Consider the following 19,833-nt stretch of genomic DNA (forward strand, 5'->3'; position numbering starts at 1 on the left):
CACGAAGGACCCCTCTCATGCCCGTGCTCGCCGTATTCGATGCCCAAGGCAACTGGCGCGACACGCATGTGTGCGACGGCTGGATCACCGAGCATCTGGCCGGGCAGGGCGTGAGCTGGGGGCGGGGCAAGGCGAAGAAGGGGCAGCGCGCGATCGATGGGGCAGGGCTGTTCTATTTGCCTACGGTCGACGGCTACCTGGGGTTGTTGTTCGAAGGCGGCGAGTGGGTCGGGATTCCGCCCGGCAAGCCATACGTTTTCGATGCGGGCGAGGCGCAGTCGCTCGAAGGCTTGCCTGTCGCGCTGCCGCTGTTCGAAGCCTTCGTGGAGGAAGTGCTGTCCCTGACGGGCAATGCGGTGAACGAAGACTGATCCGCGGCTGGGCATCGCGGCGCGCCTTTTGTAGGATGCCCTCATGACCCAGCACATCGGAATCGTCGGCTGCTCCGCCGAAGGCGCGGCACTCTGCTACCAGACCCTCTGCGTGGAGGGCGCGAAATTTCTGGGGCCGCATGCGCACCCCGAAGTCTCGATGCACACACCGTCGCTGTCGGACTACATGGCGCACATCTACCGCGACGACTGGCGCGGCGTGGGCGAGGTGATGCTCGCTTCGGCGCACAAGCTCGCGAAGATCGGCGCGGACTTTCTGGTCTGCCCCGACAACACCATCCACCAGGCGTTGCCGTTCATCGAAGGGCGCTCGCCGCTGCCCTGGCTGCACATTGCGGAGTGCGTGGCGGACGAGGCGGTGCAGCGCGGCTTTCGCCGCATCGGGATCACGGGCACGCGCTGGCTGACGGACAGCGAGGTCTATCCCGAGAAGCTGTCGGCGCGCGGGCTGGCGTACGTCCGCCCCACGATCGAGGAGCGCGACGAGATCGCCCGGATCATCATGGAAGAGCTGGTCTGCGGCGTCTTCAAGCCCGAGGCCATCGACACCTTCCAGCGCGTGATGCAGTGCATGAAGGACGAAGAGGGCTGCGATGCGGTGGTGCTCGGCTGCACCGAGATCCCGCTGATCATGAGCGACGCGAATTCGCCGCTGCCCACGCTGGACTCCACCCGTCTTTTGGCACGCGCCGCACTGCGCCGCGCCACGCAAAAAGACTAGGCCAGGAAGTCTTCGATCAACTGCGCCACGCGCTGCGGCTGGTCGTGGTGCAGCATGTGGCCGGCATCATCGAGCCGCTCGATGCGCACCGAGGGCACGGACTTCAGGCGCTCGTGGAATTCTTCGAGCGTGTAGCGGTTTTTCCACCAGCCCTGCAGGCTGTCGTCGGAGGCCTCGACCATCAGCGTGGGCGCGGTGATGCGCGCATAGAGCGCCAGGGTTTCGTCGACGCGGAAGATGTGCGCATTGACGATCTTGTGTGCCGCCTCGCCGAGGATCTGCCAGCGCATGCTGCCGTCGGGCTGCTGGTGGCCGGCCGCCCAGTGGCTCGCGAGCCAGTCGGCCTTGTCTTGCGACAGGCGCGGGTTGGTCTTCATGAGGCGGCGGGCCACGCCGTCTGCCGCCGAGTAGCCGGCGAGGGCCTTTTCGCCGCGGTGCAGGCTCTTGAGCTCGTCGATCCACTGGCCGTAGCGCGCGGGCGCTTCGTCGGGCTTGCGAAAAGGCATGCCGAAGCCTTCGAGGTTGACGAGGCGGCGGATGCGTTGGGGCCGCACGCCCGCGTAATGCATCGCGACGTTGCCTCCCATGCTGTGGCCGACGAGGTCGACCGCGCGGGCCTGGTCACCTTCGCCGGCATAGTGGTCGAGCAGCCATTCGAGATCGGCCAGGTAGTCGGCCAGCCAGTAGTTGTCGACGCCGCCGCCGTCGGTGAGGCCGAAGCCGCGCCAGTCGGGCGCGATGATGAAGCGGTCCTCGGCCAGCGCATCGACCACGAACTGCCACGAGGCCGCGACGTCCATCCATCCGTGCACCAGCACCAGCGGCGGGCGTTCGGCCGAGGGCTGGCCCCAGAGGCGCACGTGGTAGCTGAGGTTGCGCACGGGCACGAATTCGCTGCGCGAGGGACGAAGGGTGGGGTACATGGGCGTCGATGATAAGGAGCGGGCCGCCTTCGGGCAGTCCGGCACACGACAGCCGGCGCCGGGCTTTTGGGGCGCGGGCCAGCGCGTTGCGGGGGAGGGCGGTAGCATCCCGCGCATGAAAAAGATCCAACTCGGTCAGAGCGACCTCCACGTCACCCCCATCTGCCTGGGCACCATGACCTTCGGCGAACAGGTGGACGAGCCCACCTCGCACGCCATCCTCAGCCGCTCGCTGGAACTCGGCGTCGACTTCATCGACACGGCGGAGATGTATTCCGTGCCCACGCGCAAGGAAACCTACAGCGTCACCGAAACCATCATCGGCAACTGGTTTGCAGCCAACCCCGGCGCGCGCCAGAAGCTGGTGCTGGCCACCAAGGTGGCGGGCCCGCTGCGCACCACGCCTTGGGTGCGCGAAGGCGACGGCATGACGGGGGACGACATCGTGGCCTCGTGCAACGCGAGCCTCAAGCGCCTGAAGACCGACGTGATCGACCTCTACCAGATCCACTGGCCCGAGCGGCATGTGCCGATGTTCGGCGGCATCTACTACGAGCCGTCCAAGGAAGTGTCGAAGACGCCGATCCTGGAGCAGCTCGAAGCGCTCGGCGGCTTGGTGAAGGCAGGCAAGGTGCGCGCGATCGGCCTGTCGAACGAAACGCCTTACGGCGTTCACGAGTTCGTGCGGCTGGCCGAGCAGCACGGCCTGCCGCGCGTGGCGACGGTGCAGAACGTGTACAGCCTGGTGAGCCGCGGTTACGAGAACGGGCTCGACGAAACGATGCACCGGCTGGGCGTGTCGCTGCTGGCGTACTCGCCGCTGGCCTTCGGCCTCTTGACCGGCAAGTACGACCAGAGCGGCATCGAGGGCCCGGATGCGCCCAAGGGCGCGCGCATTTCCAGCTACGAATCGGTGCGCAAGCAACGCTGGGGCAGGCCCGACGCCCTGCGCGCGGCGCGGCGCTACAACCAGCTGGCGCGCGACAACGGCCTGACGCCCACGCAGCTCGCGCTGGCCTTCTGCTACACCAAGTGGCAGGTGGCAAGCACCATCATCGGCGTGACGACGCTGGCGCAGCTGGAGGAAGACATTGCCGTGTACGGCACCACGCTGTCGGCCGAGGTGCTGGCCGAGATCGACGCGATCCGGTGGGACATCCGCGACCCGGCGATGTGAGCAAGAAAGCCCACGTTTCCGAAACCCCCGCCACCCAGCTGCTGCGGGCGAACAAGGTCGCCTTCACCGAGCACCCCTACGAGTACATGCCGCACGGCGGCGCGCAGCGCGGGGCCGAGATGCTCGGGCTCGATCCGTTCACCGTCATCAAGACGCTGGTGATGCAGGACCAGGACGCGAAGCCGCTCGTGGTGCTGATGCACGGCAACCGCACGGTGTCGACCAAGAACCTGGCACGGCAGATCGGCGCCAAGTCGGTCGAGCCCTGCAAGCCCGAGGTGGCGCAGCGGCACAGTGGCTACATGGTGGGCGGCACCTCGCCCTTCGGCCTGCGGCGCGCGATGCCGGTGTACATCGAGTCGACCGTGCTCGAACTGCCGAGGGTCGTGCTCAACGGCGGGCGGCGCGGCTACCTGATCGGCATCGATCCGCAGGTGTGCGTGGCGCTGCTGGGTGCTGCGCCGGTGCAGTGCGCGCTGGCAGAATAGCCGCCGATCAGAAAAACAACCAATCCCGCGGAGCGTCGTCTTGAGCTTTCATTTGCCCTCCCTCATCGCCATCGTGGTGTCTTACCTGATCGGCTCGCTGTCTTTCGCGGTCATCGTGAGCAAGTCGCTCGGCATGGCCGACCCGCGCAGCTACGGCAGCGGCAACCCCGGCGCCACCAACGTGCTGCGCTCTGGCAACAAGGGCGCGGCGCTGGCCACGCTGCTGCTGGATGCGCTCAAGGGCTGGCTGCCGGTGTTCTTCATTCGCCATTTCGGCGCGCAGTGGGGCTTGGGCGATGGCGTGGCCGCCGTGGCGGGCCTTGCGGCTTTCCTGGGCCATCTTTACCCGGTGTTCTTCAACTTTCAGGGCGGCAAGGGCGTGGCCACTGCGGCGGGCGTGCTGATGGGCATCGCGCCTTGGCTGGGGCTGGCCACCGGCGCCACCTGGCTGATCATTGCGGTGTTCTTTCGCTATTCGTCGCTGTCGTCGCTGATGGCGGCCTTCTTTGCGCCCGCGTATTACCTTCTGGGCGGAAACATTGCGTGGCCGCTCAACCGCACGGTGCTGATTGCGATCATCATCATGAGTCTGCTGCTGATCTGGCGGCACCGCGAAAACATCCGCCGGCTCGCGGCCGGCACGGAGTCGAAACTCGGCTCGAAGAAAAAGGCTTGAAGAACACCATGGCAACCATCACCCGCTTTCACGTCGGCCCGCGCCTTTCCGAGACGGCCGTGCACAACGGCACCATCTACCTCGCCGGCCAGGTGCCCGACGACACCTCGCAAGACATTCGCGGCCAGACCACGCAGGTGCTGGCCATGGTCGACCGCCTGCTGGCCGAGGCCGGCAGCGACAAGTCGCGCATCCTCATGACGCAGATCTTCCTGGCCGACATCACCGACATCACGGCGATGAACGAGGTGTGGGATGCGTGGATTCCTGCGGGCAACACGCCGCCGCGCGCGACGGTGCAGGCCAAGATGGCCAATGCGGCCTACAAGATCGAGATCGTCGTGACCGCTGCTGCGGCCTGACGCTCAATACCGTTTCTCTAGGACCATCTGGTCCGCGTCGCGGCGCATCGAGAAGCGGTTGATGAAGCTGTTGCCCAGCAGCACGAAGGGCATGGGTTGCGGCGACACGACCGCATCGATGTCGTAGACCTCCACATCGCCCACGCGCACCGACTGCAGCCGCAGCTTGTAGCCCTGCGACACACCGTTGGCGGTGTTCATCTGGATGCGCTGGCCCTTGCTGTAGTCCAGCCCGATGCGCTGGGCGTCGGCGGCCGAGAGCGCGATCGATGTGGCGCCGGTGTCCAGCATGAAGGTGACGGCGCGGCCGTTGATGGCCCCCTGCGTCATGTAGTGGCCGCGGCTGTCGGCCGACAGCACGATGCGGTTGCCGCCGCCGCCCGAAACGGCGCCGCCACCGATGCTGACCGGCGTGTCCATGCGCAGGTTGACGCGCTTGCCCTCGAGCTCGACCACCGCCTGCTCCGCCTGCAGCGACACCAGTTTCACGCCCTGGAAGCTTTCGCCGACCGCCACCGTCTTGGGCGGCGCGCCGTTCACGATCAGGATCGCGCGGCTGCCGATGGTGCCGGTGAGCATCACCGAACTGGCCGCGTGCGCCGTTGCGGCGGCCGCCATCAGAAGCGCTGCCGTCGCGAGGGCAGGGGGTCTCATGGGGCGACTCAGTCGCGGAAGTTGTTGAACGAGAGGGGCATGTCGGGCACGTCCTTCTTGATCAGCGCCATGGCAGCCTGCAGGTCGTCGCGCTTGGCGCCGGTGATGCGCACCGCGTCGCCCTGGATCGCGGCCTGCACCTTGAGCTTGCTGTCCTTGATGATGCGGGTGATTTTCTTGGCCTGCTCGGTCTCGATGCCATTCTTGACCTTGATGACCTGCTTGACCTTGTCGCCGCCCATTTTCTGGACGTCGCCCTTGTCGAGAAAACGCACATCGACGCTGCGCTTGGTGAGCTTGGCGCGAAGGATGTCTTCGACCTGCACCAGCTGGAACTCGGCGTCGCCGATCATCGTGATCTCCTTGTCCTTGAGATCGACGGCGGCGGCGGTGCCCTTGAAGTCGAAGCGCGTTGCGATTTCCTTGGCGGTGTTTTCGACCGCGTTCTTCACTTCGGGCAGATTGGGCTCGCAGACGGTATCGAAAGACGGCATGGGCTCTCCTGAATTCACTTGGGCTGGATGCGACAATTCTCCCATGATCGTGGAGCACAACGTCCCCTTGCAGCCGTACAACAGTTTCGGCATCGTCGCGCGCGCGCAGCGCCTGGCACGCATCGCGGACGAGGCCGACATCGCCCAGTTGCGGGCCGATCCGCAATGGCAGGACGCCCCCCGTTTCGTGCTGGGCGGCGGCAGCAACATCGTGCTGACCGGCGATGTCAAGCCGCTGGTGCTCAAGGTGGAAATCAAGGGCTTGCGGCTGGTCGAAGAGACGCCGCGGGCCTGGATCGTGGAGGCGGGCGCCGGCGAAATCTGGCACGACGCGGTCGAATGGATGGTGCGCAACGGCTATCCCGGCCTCGAAAACCTGGCGCTCATTCCGGGCACGGTCGGCGGCTCGCCGGTGCAGAACATCGGCGCCTACGGGGTCGAGCTGCAGGACCGCTTCGAATCGCTGGACGCCATCGACCTGGACACCGGCCGCAGCTTCACGCTCGATGCGGCCCAGTGCGCCTTCGGCTACCGCGACTCGGTGTTCAAGCACGTGCGCAGCGGTCCCAACGACTTCGGGCTGGCGGGTCGGGCACTCATCACCCGCGTGCGTTTTCGGTTGCCCAAGCCCTGGAAGGCGGTGGTCGGCTACCTCGACCTCGAACGCAAGATGGAAGAAACCGGCAACTTCACGCCGAGCGCCATCGACATCTTCGATTGGATCTGCGCCATCCGCCGGGCCAAGCTGCCCGACTGGCGCGTGCTGGGCAATGCCGGCAGCTTCTTCAAGAACCCGACGGTCACGCCCGAACAGTGCGCGGACATCATCGCGCGCGACCCCAAGATCGTTCATTACCCCATGGACGACGGCAGCATCAAGCTGGCAGCCGGCTGGCTCATCGACGCCTGCGGCTGGAAGGGCAAGTCGGTGGGCAATGCCGGCGTCTACGAGCGTCAGGCGCTGGTGCTGGTCAACCGGGGCGGGCGCGAGAACCCGGTGACCGGCGGCGAGGTGATGACCCTGGCCAAGGCCATCCAGACCAGCGTGTACGAGCGCTTCGGCATCCAGCTGGAGCCGGAGCCGGTGGTGGTTTGACGCGCTGACATGCCGGCATGGATCTCGACTTTCTGCACCTGAACTTCCGGCGGCGCATTGCGGCGCTGGTGTGGGCGCAGCGCATCGTCATCGTGGCGGGCATCGCCTCTGTGTTCCTGGTGCCGGCGCGCTGGTGGGGATCGGCGCTGCTGTTCCTCGCGGCCTTCTGCTTCGCGGCGCTCCTGAGCCGCATCGAGGTGAGCCTGCGCCGCCAGTTCATCCGCGAGGCGCGGCTGCCGCCCTTTTTGATCGGCAAGCTGCGCGAGGCGCATCCGCAGCTGAGCCGGCGCGATGCCGAGCTGGTGCTGCGCGGCCTGCGCCAGTTCTTCATGGCGCACCTGCGCAGCGACCGCAAGTTCGTGGCAATGCCCTCGAAGGTGGTCGACACCGCCTGGCACGAATTCATCCTGCATACGCAGGGCTACCAGAACTGGTGCAAGGCGGCCTTCGGCGGCATGCTGCACCACAGCCCGGCCGAGGTGCTGGGCAAGGACCCCAAGCGCAACGACGGCCTGCGCCGCACCTGGTACTGGGCGTGCAAGGAAGAGAGCATCGATCCGCGCAAGCCGGCGCGGCTGCCGCTGCTCTTTGCGCTGGACATCAAGTTCGCGATTCCCGGCGGCTTCGCGTACGTGCCCGATTGCAAGGCGGTCGACCGGCACAACGGCTCGACCGCGCAGTGCGGCAGCGAATTCGGCGAGTCCTCGTCGGATGGCGGCAGCTCTGGCGATGCGGGCGGTTTCGGCGGCAGCGAATCGAGCAGCGGCGGCGATGGTGGAAGCGGTGACTCCGGCGGCAGCGACGGCGGTGGGGGTTGCGGAGGCGGCTGTGGCGGAGGCGGCGGCGACTGAACGACGCGGCGCACCAAAGAAAAACGGGCCCATCGGGCCCGTTCGCCATTGAGAGCGCGCTAACTTACTTGCTGCCGCTCTCGTCGTCGTTCGCGAGCTTGGGCAGCGAAGCGCCCTGGCTCGACGACAGCAGCCCGGTGCGGGTGTAGATCGCCAGCTTCTCGCGCGTGTCGATGATGTCGAGGTTGCGCATCGTCAGCTGGCCGATGCGGTCCAGCGGCGTGAACGCGCCTTCGACCTTTTCCATGCTCAGGCGCTCGGGCTTGTAGGTGAGGTTGGCCGACTCGGTGTTCAGGATCGAGTAGTCGTTGCCGCGGCGCAGTTCGACCGTCACTTCGCCGGTGATGGCGCGTGCGATCCAGCGCTGTGCGGTTTCGCGCAGCATGATGGCTTGCGGGTCGAACCAGCGGCCCTGGTAGAGCAGGCGGCCGAGCTTGCGGCCGTGGTCGCGGTACTGCTCGATGGTGTCTTCGTTGTGGATGCCGGTGACCAGGCGCTCGTAGGCGATGAACAGCAGCGCCAGGCCCGGGGCCTCGTAGATGCCGCGGCTCTTGGCCTCGATGATGCGGTTCTCGATCTGGTCGCTCATGCCCAGGCCGTGTCGGCCGCCGATGCGGTTGGCTTCGAGGATCAGGTCGACCAGGCTCGCGAAGCTCTGGCCGTTCAGCGCGACCGGCACGCCTTCTTCGAAGCGCACCGAGACGGTCTCGCGCTTGACCTCGACTTCGTCCTTCCAGAACGCGACGCCCATGATGGGCTGCACGATCTGCATGCCGCTGTTCAGGTGCTCCAGGTCTTTGGCCTCGTGCGTGGCGCCGAGCATGTTGGAGTCGGTCGAATAGGCCTTCTCGGACGACATCTTGTAGGCGAAGCCGGCCTTCTGCATGAACGCCGACATCTCGGCGCGGCCGCCCAGTTCGTCGATGAAGACCTGGTCGAGCCAGGGCTTGTAGATCTTCAGGCTGGGGTTGGTGAGCAGGCCGTAGCGGTAGAAACGCTCGATGTCGTTGCCCTTGTAGGTGCTGCCGTCGCCCCAGATGTGGACGTCGTCTTCCTTCATGGCCGACACCAGCATGGTGCCCGTGACCGCGCGGCCCAGCGGCGTGGTGTTGAAGTAGGTGACGCCGGCGGTGGTGACGTGGAAGGCGCCGGCCTGCAGCGCGGCGATGCCTTCGTTGGCCAGCTGCGCGCGGCAATCGATCAGGCGGGCGTTCTCGGCGCCGTAGAGCATCGCCTTGCGTGGAATCTCGTCGTAGTCGGGCTCGTCGGGCTGGCCGAGGTTGGCGGTGTAGGCGTAGGGAATGGCGCCCTTGTTGCGCATCCAGTGCAGGGCCGCGCTGGTGTCCAGGCCGCCGGAGAAGGCAATGCCGACCTTCTGGCCGGCGGGAACGTTTTGGAGGATGGTCGACATGATGGGATTTCCGTTGGTGGTGGCGCGGTTCAATGGTTCATGACATTCGTGGCACGACTCCGTGCCGGAGATACCGTGGAACCGGCTTCGCCGGGCCACTGGTATCGCCCCCTGCAAGGGGGGTGGAGAAGCGACACGAAGTGCGCGAAGCCTGGGGGTTTACCCAAAATGGCAGATGTAGCTGTAGGGCTCGCCGCTCACGCGGATCTGGAAGCTCGAGTTGCCCGGCACGTTGAACTTCTGGCCGGGGCCGGAGGCAACCCATTCGCTGGTGCCTGCGAGCAGGTATTCGCAGCTGCCGGCGGTGCCTTCCATGATTTCAGGGGCGCCGGTATTGAAGGTGAGGGTGGCCGGCATGATCACGCCGACCGACTTTTTGGTGCCGTCCGCCAGGGTGAGGCTGTGGCTCACGCACTTGCCGTCGAAATACACATTGGCCTTGGTGGCCACTGCGGCGCTGTTCAGAGTGTCGGTAATCGTCGTCATTGGGTGGCGCCGGCGCCTGGGCGTTCGGCTAATCGAGGAGGCACCGCGCGGGCGGCGCACCCGTCAGGGTTGGGAAAGTCCTCGATTTTAGGGGCTCCACCGGCCCCCGCCCGCTCAGCGGTGCCAGCCGCCGCGGTGACCGCCGTAGCCGCGATAGCCGTAACCACCACGGTAGCCGCCGTAGCCGCGGCCGTAGTAGCCGCCGCCCCAGCCGCGCGAGTAACCCAGGTTCAGCGAGATGCCGACCGGCGGGTAGACGTAGGGCTGCGCGTAGGGGTAGGTGTAGGCGGGCTGCACGTAGACCGGCGGCGCGTAGACGGGGGCCGGCCGTGCATAGACCGGCGCGCTCTGGCCGACGACCACGCCGGGCTCGGGCACGACGTTGTCCCAGGGCGAATTGCCGCCCTGTTGCGCGTACTGGGGCTGGTACTGCGGGTCTTGCTCGTATTGCTGTTCGTACGGCTGGCCGTTGTTGTTGGCCTCCACCGGATAGGCCTGAAGCTGCGACTGGGGCTGCACGGGCGCGGTGGTCACGCCGTAGGCGCCGGACTGGATCGCGATGGTGGCGCCCGGCCGGCTGGTGGTACGGGTGGTGTACTGGCGGCCCTGGTACTCGTAGGTGACGTTGTAGCTGACGTCGCTGCCGGTCGTCTCGCGGATCGGCGTGGCGGAAATCACCCGTGCCTGGACGTACTGGGTGGCCTGCTGGGCCTGCGCAAGACCGGCGCCGGCCGCCAGCGTGCCGGCCACGGAAAGACCGGCGAGGGTGCGAAAAACGAGTTTGTTCATGGTGTTCTCTCCTGCAGATCGCGGTTGGAGGCGGGCCGGCGAAGCCGGGTTCCGGGGTTTACACGACGTTCACAGCCCAGGTTTGCGCGTCGAATCCGGTTGTGACGCCGGCTGCAACGCCAGGTTTCGCGCCCCAGTCGACCACGGGCCGCTTGATCAGGCTCGGGTTGGCCAGCAGCACGGCGCGGGCCGAGGCGGCATCGACCACGCTGTTCCGCGTGGCTTCGTCCAGCTTGCGCCAGGTGGTGCCCCGGCGGTTGACCAGCGCCTCCCAGCCGGGCTTCTTCAGCCATTGGTCCAGCTCGGCCTCGGGTACGCCCTGTTTCTTGAAATCGTGGAAGGTGTAGGCCACGCCGTGTTCGTCGAGCCAGGCGCGGGCGCGCTTGACGGTGTCGCAGTTGGGGATGCCGTAAAGGGTTGTCATGCCCGCCATGATGCCGCGCCCGGCGGGTCGGCGACAATGCCGGCCTCCATGGAAACCCTTAACGACTGGCTCGCGCGCGCCGAGCAACTCCATCCCAAGAACATCGAGCTGGGCCTCGAACGGGCCAAAGAGATGGCCCAGCGCCTCGGCCTCCAGTTCGGTTGCCCCGTCATCACGGTGGCGGGCACCAACGGCAAAGGCTCGACCTGCGCCATGCTCGAGTCGATCCTGACGCATGCGGGCTACCGCACGGCCGTGTTCACCTCGCCTCACCTGGTGAACTTCGAAGAGCGGCTACGACTGAAGGGCGAATCGGTCGACGCTTCGAAATTGATAGCAAGCTTCGAGGTCGTCGAAAAGGCGCGCGGTGACCTGAGCCTGACCTACTTCGAGTTCACCACGCTCGGCATCCTGCACTGCATGATCGGGGAAAAGCCTGACGTGGCGATCCTCGAAGTCGGCCTCGGCGGCCGGCTCGACGCGGTCAACATCATCGATGCCGACTGCGCGGTCATCACCAGCATCGACCTGGACCACATGGAATACCTCGGCCCCGACCGCGAAAGCATCGGCTTCGAGAAGGCCGGCATCCTGCGCGCCGGCAAGCCGGCCATCGTGAGCGACCCGATGCCGCCGCAGAGCGTGATCGACCATGCGAACGCCATCGGCGCCGACCTCTGGCGCTTCGGGCAGGACTTCAACGTATCGGGCGACAAGCAGCAGTGGGGCTGGTCGGGCCGCGGCCGGCGCTACAGCGGGCTGGCCTATCCGGCGCTGCGCGGTGCCAACCAGCTCATCAATGCGGCGGGCGTGCTCGCGGCGCTCGAAGCGGTGCGGCCCCAGTTGCCGATCACCGCGCAGGCGGTGCGCAACGGGCTGGCCATGGTCGAGTTGCCGGGCCGCTTCCAGATCGTGCCGGGCGAGCCCGCGCTGGTGCTCGACGTGGCGCACAACGCGCATGCCGTCGCCGCGCTGGCTGAGAACCTCGATGCGATGGGTTTCTTTCCGACGACGCACGGCGTGTTCGGTGTGATGGCCGACAAGGATCTCGCGCCGATCCTGGCCCGCATCGGCCCCATGATCGACCGCTGGTATTTCACCGACCTGCCCACGCCGCGTGCCGCCAAGGCGGCCGATCTGATGGCCGCCTGGAAGGCCCAGAACACGCGCGCCGACGCCTCCGGCAGCGTGCACGAAGGACCGATGCAGGCGCTGCGCGCAGCCATCGAGCATGCAGACCCCGCTGATAGAATCGTGGTCTTCGGATCGTTCTTCACCGTGGGTGGCGTGCTCGAAAACGGCACGCCCCGGCTGCAAGCCAAACACCTGTCGCCGGGCGTCTGACCGGCAGGTCGACCGCACCACCTGGCATCACCCGGCACTCTCTCGCTGCACTCCATCTGGGATCGAACTTCATGGCGTTTTTCAAGTTCCGCACGCGCGGCCCACAAGGCAACGAAGGACGCAACGCCCCGGCGGCCGTCCCCGCGGAAAGTGTAGAAACCATGCGCCGGCGCGCGCGCCATCGGTTGCTGGGCGCCGCGGTGCTGGTGCTGTTGGGCGTCATCGGCTTCCCGTTGCTGTTCGACACCCAGCCGCGCCCCGTGCCGGTCGACATTCCCATCGAGATTCCGGACCGCAACAAGGTCAAGCCGCTGCCCGTGCCTGCCGCGCCGGCAGCAGCTCCCGCAACGAGCACCGCACCACCGGCCGTGCCCGAGACCAACGCCCGCGTGGCGGCAGCCTCGTCGGCCGGCGGCATGATCACCGAATCCGCCGACGGCAACGTCATCGATCCCGGCAAGCCCGCCGCCAGCACCGCGCCCGAAGCCAAGCCGAAGCCGGAAGTCAAACCCGAGCCCAAGCCCGAACCGAAACCGGAGCCCAAACCCGAGCCGAAGCCTGAAACCAAGCCGAAGCCCGAGCCAAAACCCAAGCCCGAACCCGCCAAGCCCGCTGCCTCGGCAGACGACGGCGCCCGTGCCCGCGCCTTGCTCGAAGGCAAGCCGGTGACCGCCGCGGCCGCAACGCCCAAGCCGGCCGCCGCGGACGAAGCGGGCCGCTTCGTCGTGCAGGTCGGCGCCTTCGCCGATGCCGACAAGGCGCGCGAAGTCCGGCAGAAGCTGGAGCGTGCGGGCCTGAAGACCTATGTGCATGTGGCCAAGACGGCCGACGGCGATCGCACGCGTGTGCGTGTCGGCCCCTTCGCCTCGCGTGCCGAAGCCGAGAAGGCGGCGGAGAAGGTCAAGGGCTTGTCTTTGTCGGCCGCGATCCTCACCTTGTAAGCACGGGCGCCTGTAGCCGTGGCCCTGCTCGACTGGATCGCCGTCACGCTCATCGTGGTGTCCATGCTGTTCGGCCTCATGCGGGGGCTGGTGTTCGAAGTGATTTCGCTGGTGGGTTGGGTGGCTGCATTCATCGCCGCCCAGTGGCTGGCTTCCGATGTGGCGGCATGGCTGCCGTTCGGGGAGCCCGAAGCGGCGTGGCGCTATCCGCTGGCCTTCGTGCTGGTGTTCGTCGCGGTGGCGTTCGGCGCGGGGCTGGTGGCGGCCATCACGCGCAAGCTGATCACCGCCGTGGGCCTGCGGCCCGTGGACCGGATTTTGGGCGCTGTGTTCGGTGCGGCGCGGGGCGCGGTGGCCCTGCTCGTGCTGGCGGTCTTTGTTCATTTGCTGGTGTTGAGCGACAGTGCCTGGTGGCGCGACTCGCTGAGCGCCGGTGTTCTCGATGCGGCATTGCAGGGCCTGAAACCCGCGCTGCCTGAAAAGTTGGCAAGCTACCTGCCCTGAGAGGAATCGTTCATGTGTGGAATCGTCGGCGTTGTCAGCAACGCACCCGTCAACCAGTTGCTCTATGACGCGCTGCTGCTCCTGCAGCACCGCGGCCAGGACGCGGCCGGCATCGTCACCCTGCTGGAACGCAAGTTCTTCATGCACAAGGCCAAGGGCATGGTGCGCGACGTGTTCCGCACCCGCAACATGCGCGGCCTGCCGGGCAACGTGGGCCTGGGCCAGGTGCGCTACCCCACCGCCGGCAACGCCTACAGCGAGGAAGAGGCGCAGCCCTTCTACGTCAATGCGCCCTTCGGCATCGTGCTGGTGCACAACGGCAACCTGACCAACGCGCACGCGCTGCGTTCGGAGCTGTTCTCCACCGACCACCGCCACACCAACACCGAGAGCGACTCCGAAGTGCTGCTCAACGTGCTGGCGCACGAACTGGAGCGCTCCACGCGGGGCGTGCCGCTGCATCCGGCCGAGGTCTTCGCCGCGGTCAAGAGCATGTACAAGCGCCTGCGCGGTTCGTACGCGGTGGTGTCGCTGATTGCCGGCCACGGCCTGCTGGCCTTTCGCGATCCGTACGGCATTCGCCCGCTGTGCATGGGCCGCAGCGCCGATGGCACCGTCATGGTGGCCAGCGAATCGGTCGCGCTCGAAGGCTCGGGCCACGTGTTCGAACGCAACATCGAACCCGGCGAAGCGGTGTTCATCGACCTGGAAGGCAAGGTCCATTCGATGCAGTGCGCCGAGTCGGCCACGCTCAACCCCTGCATCTTCGAGTTCGTCTACCTCGCGCGGCCCGACTCGGTGCTCGACGGCATCTCGGTGTACCAGGCGCGTTTGAACCTGGGCGAAACGCTGGCCAAGCGCGTGGTCTCGACCGTGCCGCCGAACCAGATCGACGTGATCATCCCGATTCCCGAATCGAGCCGTCCGAGCGCCACGCAGCTCGCGCACCTGCTGGGCGTGCCGTACCGCGAAGGCTTCGTGAAGAACCGCTACGTGGGCCGCACCTTCATCATGCCGGGGCAGGGCGTGCGCAAGAAGTCGGTGCGCCAGAAGCTCAACGTGATCGCGAGCGAGTTCAAGGGCCGCAACGTGCTGCTGGTGGACGACTCCATCGTGCGCGGCACCACCAGCCGCGAAATCGTGCAGATGGCGCGCGACGCGGGCGCGCGCAAGGTCTACCTTGCCAGCGCCGCGCCGCCGGTGCGCTATCCCAACGTCTACGGCATCGACATGCCGACCAAGGACGAGCTGGTCGCGCACGACCGCACCGTTGAAGAAATCCGCGAACTGATCGGCTGCGACGCGCTGATCTACCAGGACGTCGACGCCATGAAGCGCGCCATCGGCTCGCTCAACCCCAAGCTCGACGGCTTCGATGCCTCGTGCTTCGACGGCGTGTACGTCACCGGCGACATCGACACCGATGCCATTTCGCGCATGAACGGCAACCGCCCCCGCATCGAAGAGACCGAAGAAGATTCTTCGCGCCTCGCGCTCCCCAATCACAGCGAGTGAGAGCTGAAGTGACCGACGAACGCACCCTGCCTCCCGGCCTGCATCGCGACACGCTCGCGCTGCGCACCGGGCTGGCGCCCAGCCAGCACGGCGAGCACTCCGAAGCGCTGTTCCTGACCAGCGGCTTCGTGCAGCCCGACGCCGAAACCTCGGCACGCCGCTTTGCCGGCACCGAGCAGGGCTTTACCTACTCGCGCACCTCCAACCCGACGGTGACCAGTTTCGAGCAGCGCCTGGCCGCGCTCGAAGGCACCGAAGCCGCCATTGGCGCATCGACCGGCATGGGCGCGATCCTCATGATGTGCATGGGCCTGCTCAAGGCCGGCGACCATGTGATCTGCTCGCGCTCGGTGTTCGGCTCCACGCTGAACCTGTTCGGCAAGGAGTTCGCCAAGTTCGGCGTGGAGACCACCTTCGTCTCGCAGACCGAGGTGGCCGAATGGCGCGCGGCGATCAAGCCGAACACCAGGCTGCTGTTCGCCGAGACGCCGACCAACCCGCTGACGGAAGTCTGCGACATCCAGGCACTGGCCGACCTGGCGCACGGTGCGGGCGCACTGCTCGCGGTCGACAACTGCTTCTGCACACCCGTGCTGCAGCGCCCGACCGAACTGGGTGCCGACCTCATCATTCATTCGGGCACCAAGTACCTCGACGGCCAGGGCCGCGTGATGGCCGGCGCGATCTGCGGTCCGTCGAAGCTCATCGTCGACGTGTTCGGACCGGTGGTTCGCACCGCCGGCATGGCGCTGTCGCCGTTCAATGCGTGGGTTGTGCTCAAGGGCATGGAAACGCTCGGCATCCGGATGAAGGCGCAATGCGCGAATGCGCTGGCGGTTGCGCAGTGGCTCGAAAAGCAGCCCGGCATCGCACGCGTCTACTACCCGGGTCTCGCGTCGCATGGGCAGCACGAACTGGCAATGCGCCAGCAGTCGGGGCAGGGCGGGGCGGTGGTGTCCTTCGACGTGATCGGCGACGACGCGGAGACGGCACGCGCCAACGCCTTCCACGTGATCAACAGCACGCGCGTGGTGAGCATCGCCACCAACCTGGGCGACACCAAGACCATCATCACGCACCCGGGCACGACCTCGCACGGACGCCTCACCGAAGTGCAGCGCCAGGCTGCAGGCATCGGGCAGGGGCTGATCCGCCTCGCGGTCGGCCTCGAGTACATCGACGACATCACGGCCGATCTTTCGCGCGGCCTGAGCACACTGAATACCTGAATCGAATTCATGACCGGCAAAGTTCGCACCCGCATCGCTCCGTCTCCCACCGGCTTCCTTCACCTGGGCACGGCCCGCACCGCGCTCTATTCGTGGGCCTACGCGCGCCACCATGGCGGCGAGTTCGTGCTGCGCATCGAGGACACCGACGTCGCCCGTTCCACGCAGGACTCGACCGACCAGATCCTCGCCTCGATGCACTGGCTTGGCCTCGACTACGACGAAGGCCCGATCTACCAGATGCAGCGCCTGGAGCGCTACCGCGAAGTGATTGCGCAGATGCTTGCTGCGGGCACGGCCTACCACTGCTACTGCACGCCGGCCGAGCTTGAAGAAATGCGCGAAGCCCAACGCGCGCGCAATGAAAAAACCTTGTACGACCGCCGCTGGCGCCCGGAGCCCGGCAAGGTGTTGCCGCCCGTGCCCGAAGGCGTGCCGCCGGTGGTGCGCTTCTGCAATCCGCCCGAAGGCGACGTGACCTGGAACGACTTGGTCAAGGGCGAGATCACCATCAACAACCGCGAGATCGACGACCTGATCATCCTGCGGCCGGACGGTGTGCCGACCTACAACTTCGCGGTGGTGGTCGACGACTGGGACATGAACATCACGCACGTGTTCCGCGGCGACGAGCACATCAACAACACGCCGTGGCAGATCAACATCTTCCGTGCGCTGGGCGCGCCGCTGCCAGCGTTCGGCCATGTGCCGGTGATCCTGGGCGACGACGGGCAGAAGCTCTCGAAGCGCCGCGGCGCGGTGAGCGTCACCGCCTATGAAGACAACGGCTATCTTCCCGAGGCGATGCTGAACTATCTCGCGCGCCTGGGCTGGAGCCACGGCGACGACGAACTGTTCACGAGCGAGCAGATGGTGAGCTGGTTCGACGGCTCGCACCTGTCGAAGAGCCCCGCGCAGTGGGATGCGGCGAAGCTCGCCTGGGTCAATGCGCAGTACATCAAGGCCAGGACCGACGATGCGCTGGCGCCGCTCGTTGCCGCGCAACTGAAGAAGCGCGGTATCGAGGCCGACGATCGCCTTGTTGCGATCTGTGCGCTCTTCAAGGACCGCTGCGAGACCACGGTCGCACTCGCCGACTGGGCCGCGGCCTTCTATGCAGACGTGACGGTGAGCGAAGCCGATCGCGCGCAGCACATCACCGATGCGGTGAAGCCCGTGATCGCCACGCTGGCCGAGAAGCTCGAAAGCGTGACTTGGGAAAAAGTTTCGATCGCCGCGGCCATCAAGGAAGTTCTGGCCGCACATTCTGTGAAAATGCCCGTGTTGGCCATGCCGGTTCGCGTCCTCACGATGGGAACACCGCAGACGCCATCCCTCGATTCGGTGCTCGCTATCTTTTCTCGCGAAAAAGTTGTGGAGCGTTTGAAAAGGGCCTGATTTTTCGGTCTATAATTTGAGGCTCGACAGCGACACAGGGTGATTCTGAAAAGAAGCATCTGAAAGTCAAAATGGGGGTATAGCTCAGCTGGGAGAGCGCTTGCATGGCATGCAAGAGGTCATCGGTTCGATCCCGTTTACCTCCACCATCAAAGTGTCGAGAAGAAGATAAGTGCTGATCTCAGCGCGGTTCCTAAGGTTTTGACCCTATCGTCTAGAGGCCTAGGACACCACCCTTTCACGGTGGCTACCGGGGTTCGAATCCCCGTAGGGTCGCCAGTTTCACGCAAGTGAAGCAGGCACAAGTTGTCAGCACTTGGCTCCGCAAGGAGTGAACGTTGTCTACCAGGAGTGGTAGTTCAGTTGGTTAGAATACCGGCCTGTCACGCCGGGGGTCGCGGGTTCGAGTCCCGTCCGCTCCGCCAGTCAGAAGCCCTTGCAGCTCTATGAGTTGCAAGGGCTTTTCACTTTCCGGGTCCGCCGCACATGCCAGGCGTGCAGATCTCGGTCGCCACGCCATTCGAAGCAGTTCAAGCTCGGCTTTTTGAGCTTGAATCCTTCTCCGAATTCGCAGGCCAAGCGACTTTCTCACCCATTGCATGATGCCTCCGCCCTCTGAGGCGCTGCCAAGAAGCCTTCTGAAAAAGGCAAGACAAAGTACGTGCGAACCCCCATCCGGCGGCACGCCTCCTGCTTCTAGACTTGTTCGCGAAACAGTCTTGAAGCAGGTGTCCGATGCAGCAACGAAAACACAGAATCGCCGTCATCCCGGGTGACGGCATCGGGGTCGAAGTGGTGCCCGAAGGCCTTCGCGTGCTCGACGCGGTGAGCCGCAAGTTCGGCATCGAATTCGGCTTCGATCATTTCGACTGGGGCTCGGACCACTACGTTCGCCACGGGCTCATGATGCCGGCCGACTGGGATGCGCAGATCAAGGGCCACGACGCCATCTACTTCGGCGCCGTCGGCGCGCCCGACAAGGTGCCCGACCACATCGCCGTGTGGGGCCTCCTCATCAAGATCCGCCGCGAGTTCGACCAGTACGTGAACCTGCGTCCGGTGCGCCTGATGCCCGGTGTGCCCGGACCCCTGGCGCATCGCAAGCCCGGCGACATCGACTTCCTCGTGGTGCGCGAGAACACCGAAGGCGAATACACCTCGGTGGGCGGCCGCCTCTTCGAAGGCACCCCGCGCGAAATGGCGATCCAGGAGGCCGTGTTCACGCGCCACGGCGTCGACCGCATCCTCAAGTACGCCTACGAACTCGCGAGCAAGCGCCCGCGCAAGAACCTCGTGGCCGCCACCAAGTCGAACGGCATCTCGGTGACCATGCCCTATTGGGACGAGCGCCTGGCCGAGATGGCCAAGCACTACCCCGACATCGCCACCAGCAAGTACCACATCGACATCCTGTGCGCGCACTTCGTGCAGCACCCCGACTGGTTCGACGTGGTCGTGGCCTCCAACCTTTTCGGCGACATCCTTTCCGACCTGGGCCCCGCGTGCACCGGCACCATCGGCATCGCGCCTTCGGCCAACCTGAATCCCGAGCGCCAGTTTCCGTCGCTGTTCGAACCCGTGCACGGCTCCGCACCCGACATCGCAGGCAAGGGCATCGCCAATCCGATCGGCCAGATCTGGTCGGCGGCGCTGATGCTCGACCACCTGGGCAACAACGACCCCGTCTACGCACAAGCCTCGGCCGCGGTGCTCTCGGCCATCGAGACGGTGCTGAGCGAAGGTCCGCGAACCCGCGACATGGGCGGCACGGCATCGACCGTGGACGTGGGTCGCGCGATTGCCGACTGCATTTCGGCATGAAGCCACGCTTGTCGGATCGCCGCTAAATGGGCCTGTTCCTGCTCAAGCGCCTCGCCACGCTGATCGGCACCCTGATCGGCGCGTCGATCATCGTGTTCCTGGTGCTGGAGATCCTGCCGGGCAACGCCGCGCAGATG

At 66.1% G+C, this 19,833-nt stretch carries 22 protein-coding genes, 3 tRNA genes and 1 pseudogene; 19 read left to right on the plus strand and 7 right to left on the minus strand.

Features of this window, described 5'->3' with window-relative positions:
• Positions 1-17: 17 nt before the first annotated feature.
• Entirely contained in the window at positions 18-371 is a 354-nt protein-coding gene (locus ABIC90_RS17670) for a hypothetical protein (RefSeq protein ID WP_354356211.1), read from the plus strand.
• Positions 372-414: 43 nt separating this feature from the next.
• Positions 415-1,113: an aspartate/glutamate racemase family protein gene (locus tag ABIC90_RS17675; RefSeq protein ID WP_354356213.1), complete on the plus strand. Its 699-nt coding sequence runs from the start codon at positions 415-417 to the stop codon at positions 1,111-1,113.
• Here the strand turns inward: ABIC90_RS17675 and ABIC90_RS17680 are convergent.
• A complete protein-coding gene (locus ABIC90_RS17680; protein WP_354356215.1) occupies positions 1,110-2,036 on the minus strand; it encodes an alpha/beta fold hydrolase in 927 nt (308 codons plus the stop codon). The genes ABIC90_RS17675 and ABIC90_RS17680 overlap by 4 nt on opposite strands.
• 115 nt (positions 2,037-2,151) lie before the next feature.
• Between ABIC90_RS17680 and ABIC90_RS17685 the strand changes: the two genes are divergently transcribed.
• The 4 genes from ABIC90_RS17685 to ABIC90_RS17700 are packed head-to-tail and all read left to right on the plus strand — an operon-like array spanning position 2,152 to position 4,739.
• Positions 2,152-3,213 (plus strand): aldo/keto reductase, encoded by a 1,062-nt coding sequence (locus tag ABIC90_RS17685; protein WP_354356217.1) that lies wholly within the window; start codon positions 2,152-2,154, stop codon positions 3,211-3,213.
• Positions 3,210-3,701 (plus strand): aminoacyl-tRNA deacylase, encoded by a 492-nt coding sequence (locus tag ABIC90_RS17690; protein ID WP_354356219.1) that lies wholly within the window; start codon positions 3,210-3,212, stop codon positions 3,699-3,701. Before ABIC90_RS17685 ends, ABIC90_RS17690 begins: the two co-directional genes overlap by 4 nt.
• Positions 3,702-3,741: 40 nt before the next feature.
• Positions 3,742-4,377 carry a glycerol-3-phosphate 1-O-acyltransferase PlsY gene (gene plsY, locus ABIC90_RS17695; protein WP_354356221.1) on the plus strand — a complete coding sequence of 212 codons (636 nt, stop codon included), beginning with the start codon at positions 3,742-3,744 and terminating at the stop codon, positions 4,375-4,377.
• 8 nt (positions 4,378-4,385) lie between these two features.
• Complete coding sequence (locus ABIC90_RS17700) at positions 4,386-4,739, plus strand: RidA family protein (protein WP_354356223.1); 354 nt, start codon at positions 4,386-4,388, stop codon at positions 4,737-4,739.
• Between the two features lie 3 nt (positions 4,740-4,742).
• Here the strand turns inward: ABIC90_RS17700 and ABIC90_RS17705 are convergent, their stop codons facing one another.
• On the minus strand, positions 4,743-5,393 hold the full coding sequence (locus ABIC90_RS17705; protein ID WP_354356225.1) for a retropepsin-like aspartic protease family protein: 651 nt from the start codon (positions 5,391-5,393) through the stop codon (positions 4,743-4,745).
• Between the two features lie 8 nt (positions 5,394-5,401).
• Entirely contained in the window at positions 5,402-5,887 is a 486-nt protein-coding gene (locus ABIC90_RS17710; protein ID WP_354356227.1) for a YajQ family cyclic di-GMP-binding protein, read from the minus strand.
• Between the two features lie 43 nt (positions 5,888-5,930).
• Between ABIC90_RS17710 and murB the strand changes: the two genes are divergently transcribed.
• Together murB and ABIC90_RS17720 are read left to right on the plus strand one after the other, a co-directional pair.
• A complete protein-coding gene (gene murB / locus ABIC90_RS17715; RefSeq protein ID WP_354356229.1) occupies positions 5,931-6,983 on the plus strand; it encodes a UDP-N-acetylmuramate dehydrogenase in 1,053 nt (350 codons plus the stop codon).
• Positions 6,984-7,000: 17 nt separating this feature from the next.
• Complete coding sequence (locus tag ABIC90_RS17720) at positions 7,001-7,834, plus strand: glycine-rich domain-containing protein (protein WP_354356231.1); 834 nt, start codon at positions 7,001-7,003, stop codon at positions 7,832-7,834.
• Positions 7,835-7,898: 64 nt separating this feature from the next.
• Here ABIC90_RS17720 and argG read toward each other — a convergent pair whose 3' ends face one another.
• The 4 genes from argG to ABIC90_RS17740 form a co-directional block, all read right to left on the minus strand.
• Complete coding sequence (gene argG, locus ABIC90_RS17725) at positions 7,899-9,245, minus strand: argininosuccinate synthase (protein WP_354356233.1); 1,347 nt, start codon at positions 9,243-9,245, stop codon at positions 7,899-7,901.
• 159 nt (positions 9,246-9,404) lie between these two features.
• Positions 9,405-9,731, minus strand: coding sequence for a pyrimidine/purine nucleoside phosphorylase (locus ABIC90_RS17730; protein WP_354356235.1), 327 nt, complete (start codon positions 9,729-9,731; stop codon positions 9,405-9,407).
• Between the two features lie 114 nt (positions 9,732-9,845).
• Positions 9,846-10,520 (minus strand): hypothetical protein, encoded by a 675-nt coding sequence (locus ABIC90_RS17735; RefSeq protein WP_354356237.1) that lies wholly within the window; start codon positions 10,518-10,520, stop codon positions 9,846-9,848.
• Between the two features lie 58 nt (positions 10,521-10,578).
• A complete protein-coding gene (locus ABIC90_RS17740; protein ID WP_354356239.1) occupies positions 10,579-10,944 on the minus strand; it encodes an ArsC family reductase in 366 nt (121 codons plus the stop codon).
• Between the two features lie 36 nt (positions 10,945-10,980).
• Here ABIC90_RS17740 and folC point away from each other — a divergent pair, with 36 nt between their 5' ends.
• The 11 genes and pseudogenes from folC to ABIC90_RS17795 all read left to right on the plus strand — a co-directional run.
• Positions 10,981-12,288, plus strand: coding sequence for a bifunctional tetrahydrofolate synthase/dihydrofolate synthase (gene folC, locus ABIC90_RS17745; RefSeq protein ID WP_354356241.1), 1,308 nt, complete (start codon positions 10,981-10,983; stop codon positions 12,286-12,288).
• A gap of 71 nt (positions 12,289-12,359) precedes the next feature.
• Complete coding sequence (locus ABIC90_RS17750) at positions 12,360-13,229, plus strand: SPOR domain-containing protein (protein ID WP_354356243.1); 870 nt, start codon at positions 12,360-12,362, stop codon at positions 13,227-13,229.
• Between the two features lie 18 nt (positions 13,230-13,247).
• Positions 13,248-13,733, plus strand: coding sequence for a CvpA family protein (locus tag ABIC90_RS17755; protein WP_354356245.1), 486 nt, complete (start codon positions 13,248-13,250; stop codon positions 13,731-13,733).
• Between the two features lie 12 nt (positions 13,734-13,745).
• Positions 13,746-15,248 (plus strand): amidophosphoribosyltransferase, encoded by a 1,503-nt coding sequence (purF, locus tag ABIC90_RS17760; protein WP_354356247.1) that lies wholly within the window; start codon positions 13,746-13,748, stop codon positions 15,246-15,248.
• 8 nt (positions 15,249-15,256) lie between these two features.
• On the plus strand, positions 15,257-16,477 hold the full coding sequence (locus tag ABIC90_RS17765; RefSeq protein ID WP_354356249.1) for an O-succinylhomoserine sulfhydrylase: 1,221 nt from the start codon (positions 15,257-15,259) through the stop codon (positions 16,475-16,477).
• A 9-nt stretch (positions 16,478-16,486) separates the two neighbouring features.
• Positions 16,487-17,875, plus strand: a complete 1,389-nt coding sequence (gene gltX, locus ABIC90_RS17770) for a glutamate--tRNA ligase (protein WP_354356251.1) — start codon at positions 16,487-16,489, stop codon at positions 17,873-17,875.
• A gap of 73 nt (positions 17,876-17,948) precedes the next feature.
• Positions 17,949-18,024, plus strand: a tRNA-Ala gene (locus ABIC90_RS17775).
• Positions 18,025-18,078: 54 nt separating this feature from the next.
• Positions 18,079-18,154 (plus strand) — tRNA-Glu (locus ABIC90_RS17780).
• Positions 18,155-18,223: 69 nt separating this feature from the next.
• Positions 18,224-18,300, plus strand: a tRNA-Asp gene (locus ABIC90_RS17785).
• Between the two features lie 310 nt (positions 18,301-18,610).
• Positions 18,611-19,696: a tartrate dehydrogenase gene (locus ABIC90_RS17790; protein ID WP_354356253.1), complete on the plus strand. Its 1,086-nt coding sequence runs from the start codon at positions 18,611-18,613 to the stop codon at positions 19,694-19,696.
• 26 nt (positions 19,697-19,722) lie between these two features.
• Positions 19,723-19,833: pseudogene (locus tag ABIC90_RS17795) on the plus strand (ABC transporter permease); the annotation flags it as partial.

Source organism: Variovorax boronicumulans (assembly GCF_040544675.1).
In the GTDB taxonomy this organism is placed as follows: Bacteria; Pseudomonadota; Gammaproteobacteria; order Burkholderiales; family Burkholderiaceae_C; genus Variovorax; species Variovorax boronicumulans_D.

Excerpts from the sequence above, each read along its gene's own strand:
- ABIC90_RS17670 (WP_354356211.1), top strand. The coding sequence starts at position 18 with ATGCCCGTGCTCGCCGTATTCGATGCCCAAGGCAACTGGCGCGACACG.
- ABIC90_RS17675 (WP_354356213.1), top strand. The coding sequence starts at position 415 with ATGACCCAGCACATCGGAATCGTCGGCTGCTCCGCCGAAGGCGCGGCA.
- ABIC90_RS17680 (WP_354356215.1), bottom strand. The coding sequence starts at position 2,036 with ATGTACCCCACCCTTCGTCCCTCGCGCAGCGAATTCGTGCCCGTGCGC.
- ABIC90_RS17685 (WP_354356217.1), top strand. The coding sequence starts at position 2,152 with ATGAAAAAGATCCAACTCGGTCAGAGCGACCTCCACGTCACCCCCATC.
- ABIC90_RS17700 (WP_354356223.1), top strand. The coding sequence starts at position 4,386 with ATGGCAACCATCACCCGCTTTCACGTCGGCCCGCGCCTTTCCGAGACG.
- ABIC90_RS17705 (WP_354356225.1), bottom strand. The coding sequence starts at position 5,393 with ATGAGACCCCCTGCCCTCGCGACGGCAGCGCTTCTGATGGCGGCCGCC.
- ABIC90_RS17710 (WP_354356227.1), bottom strand. The coding sequence starts at position 5,887 with ATGCCGTCTTTCGATACCGTCTGCGAGCCCAATCTGCCCGAAGTGAAG.
- murB (WP_354356229.1), top strand. The coding sequence starts at position 5,931 with ATGATCGTGGAGCACAACGTCCCCTTGCAGCCGTACAACAGTTTCGGC.
- ABIC90_RS17720 (WP_354356231.1), top strand. The coding sequence starts at position 7,001 with ATGGATCTCGACTTTCTGCACCTGAACTTCCGGCGGCGCATTGCGGCG.
- argG (WP_354356233.1), bottom strand. The coding sequence starts at position 9,245 with ATGTCGACCATCCTCCAAAACGTTCCCGCCGGCCAGAAGGTCGGCATT.
- ABIC90_RS17730 (WP_354356235.1), bottom strand. The coding sequence starts at position 9,731 with ATGACGACGATTACCGACACTCTGAACAGCGCCGCAGTGGCCACCAAG.
- ABIC90_RS17735 (WP_354356237.1), bottom strand. The coding sequence starts at position 10,520 with ATGAACAAACTCGTTTTTCGCACCCTCGCCGGTCTTTCCGTGGCCGGC.
- ABIC90_RS17740 (WP_354356239.1), bottom strand. The coding sequence starts at position 10,944 with ATGACAACCCTTTACGGCATCCCCAACTGCGACACCGTCAAGCGCGCC.
- folC (WP_354356241.1), top strand. The coding sequence starts at position 10,981 with ATGCCGGCCTCCATGGAAACCCTTAACGACTGGCTCGCGCGCGCCGAG.
- ABIC90_RS17750 (WP_354356243.1), top strand. The coding sequence starts at position 12,360 with ATGGCGTTTTTCAAGTTCCGCACGCGCGGCCCACAAGGCAACGAAGGA.
- purF (WP_354356247.1), top strand. The coding sequence starts at position 13,746 with ATGTGTGGAATCGTCGGCGTTGTCAGCAACGCACCCGTCAACCAGTTG.
- gltX (WP_354356251.1), top strand. The coding sequence starts at position 16,487 with ATGACCGGCAAAGTTCGCACCCGCATCGCTCCGTCTCCCACCGGCTTC.
- ABIC90_RS17790 (WP_354356253.1), top strand. The coding sequence starts at position 18,611 with ATGCAGCAACGAAAACACAGAATCGCCGTCATCCCGGGTGACGGCATC.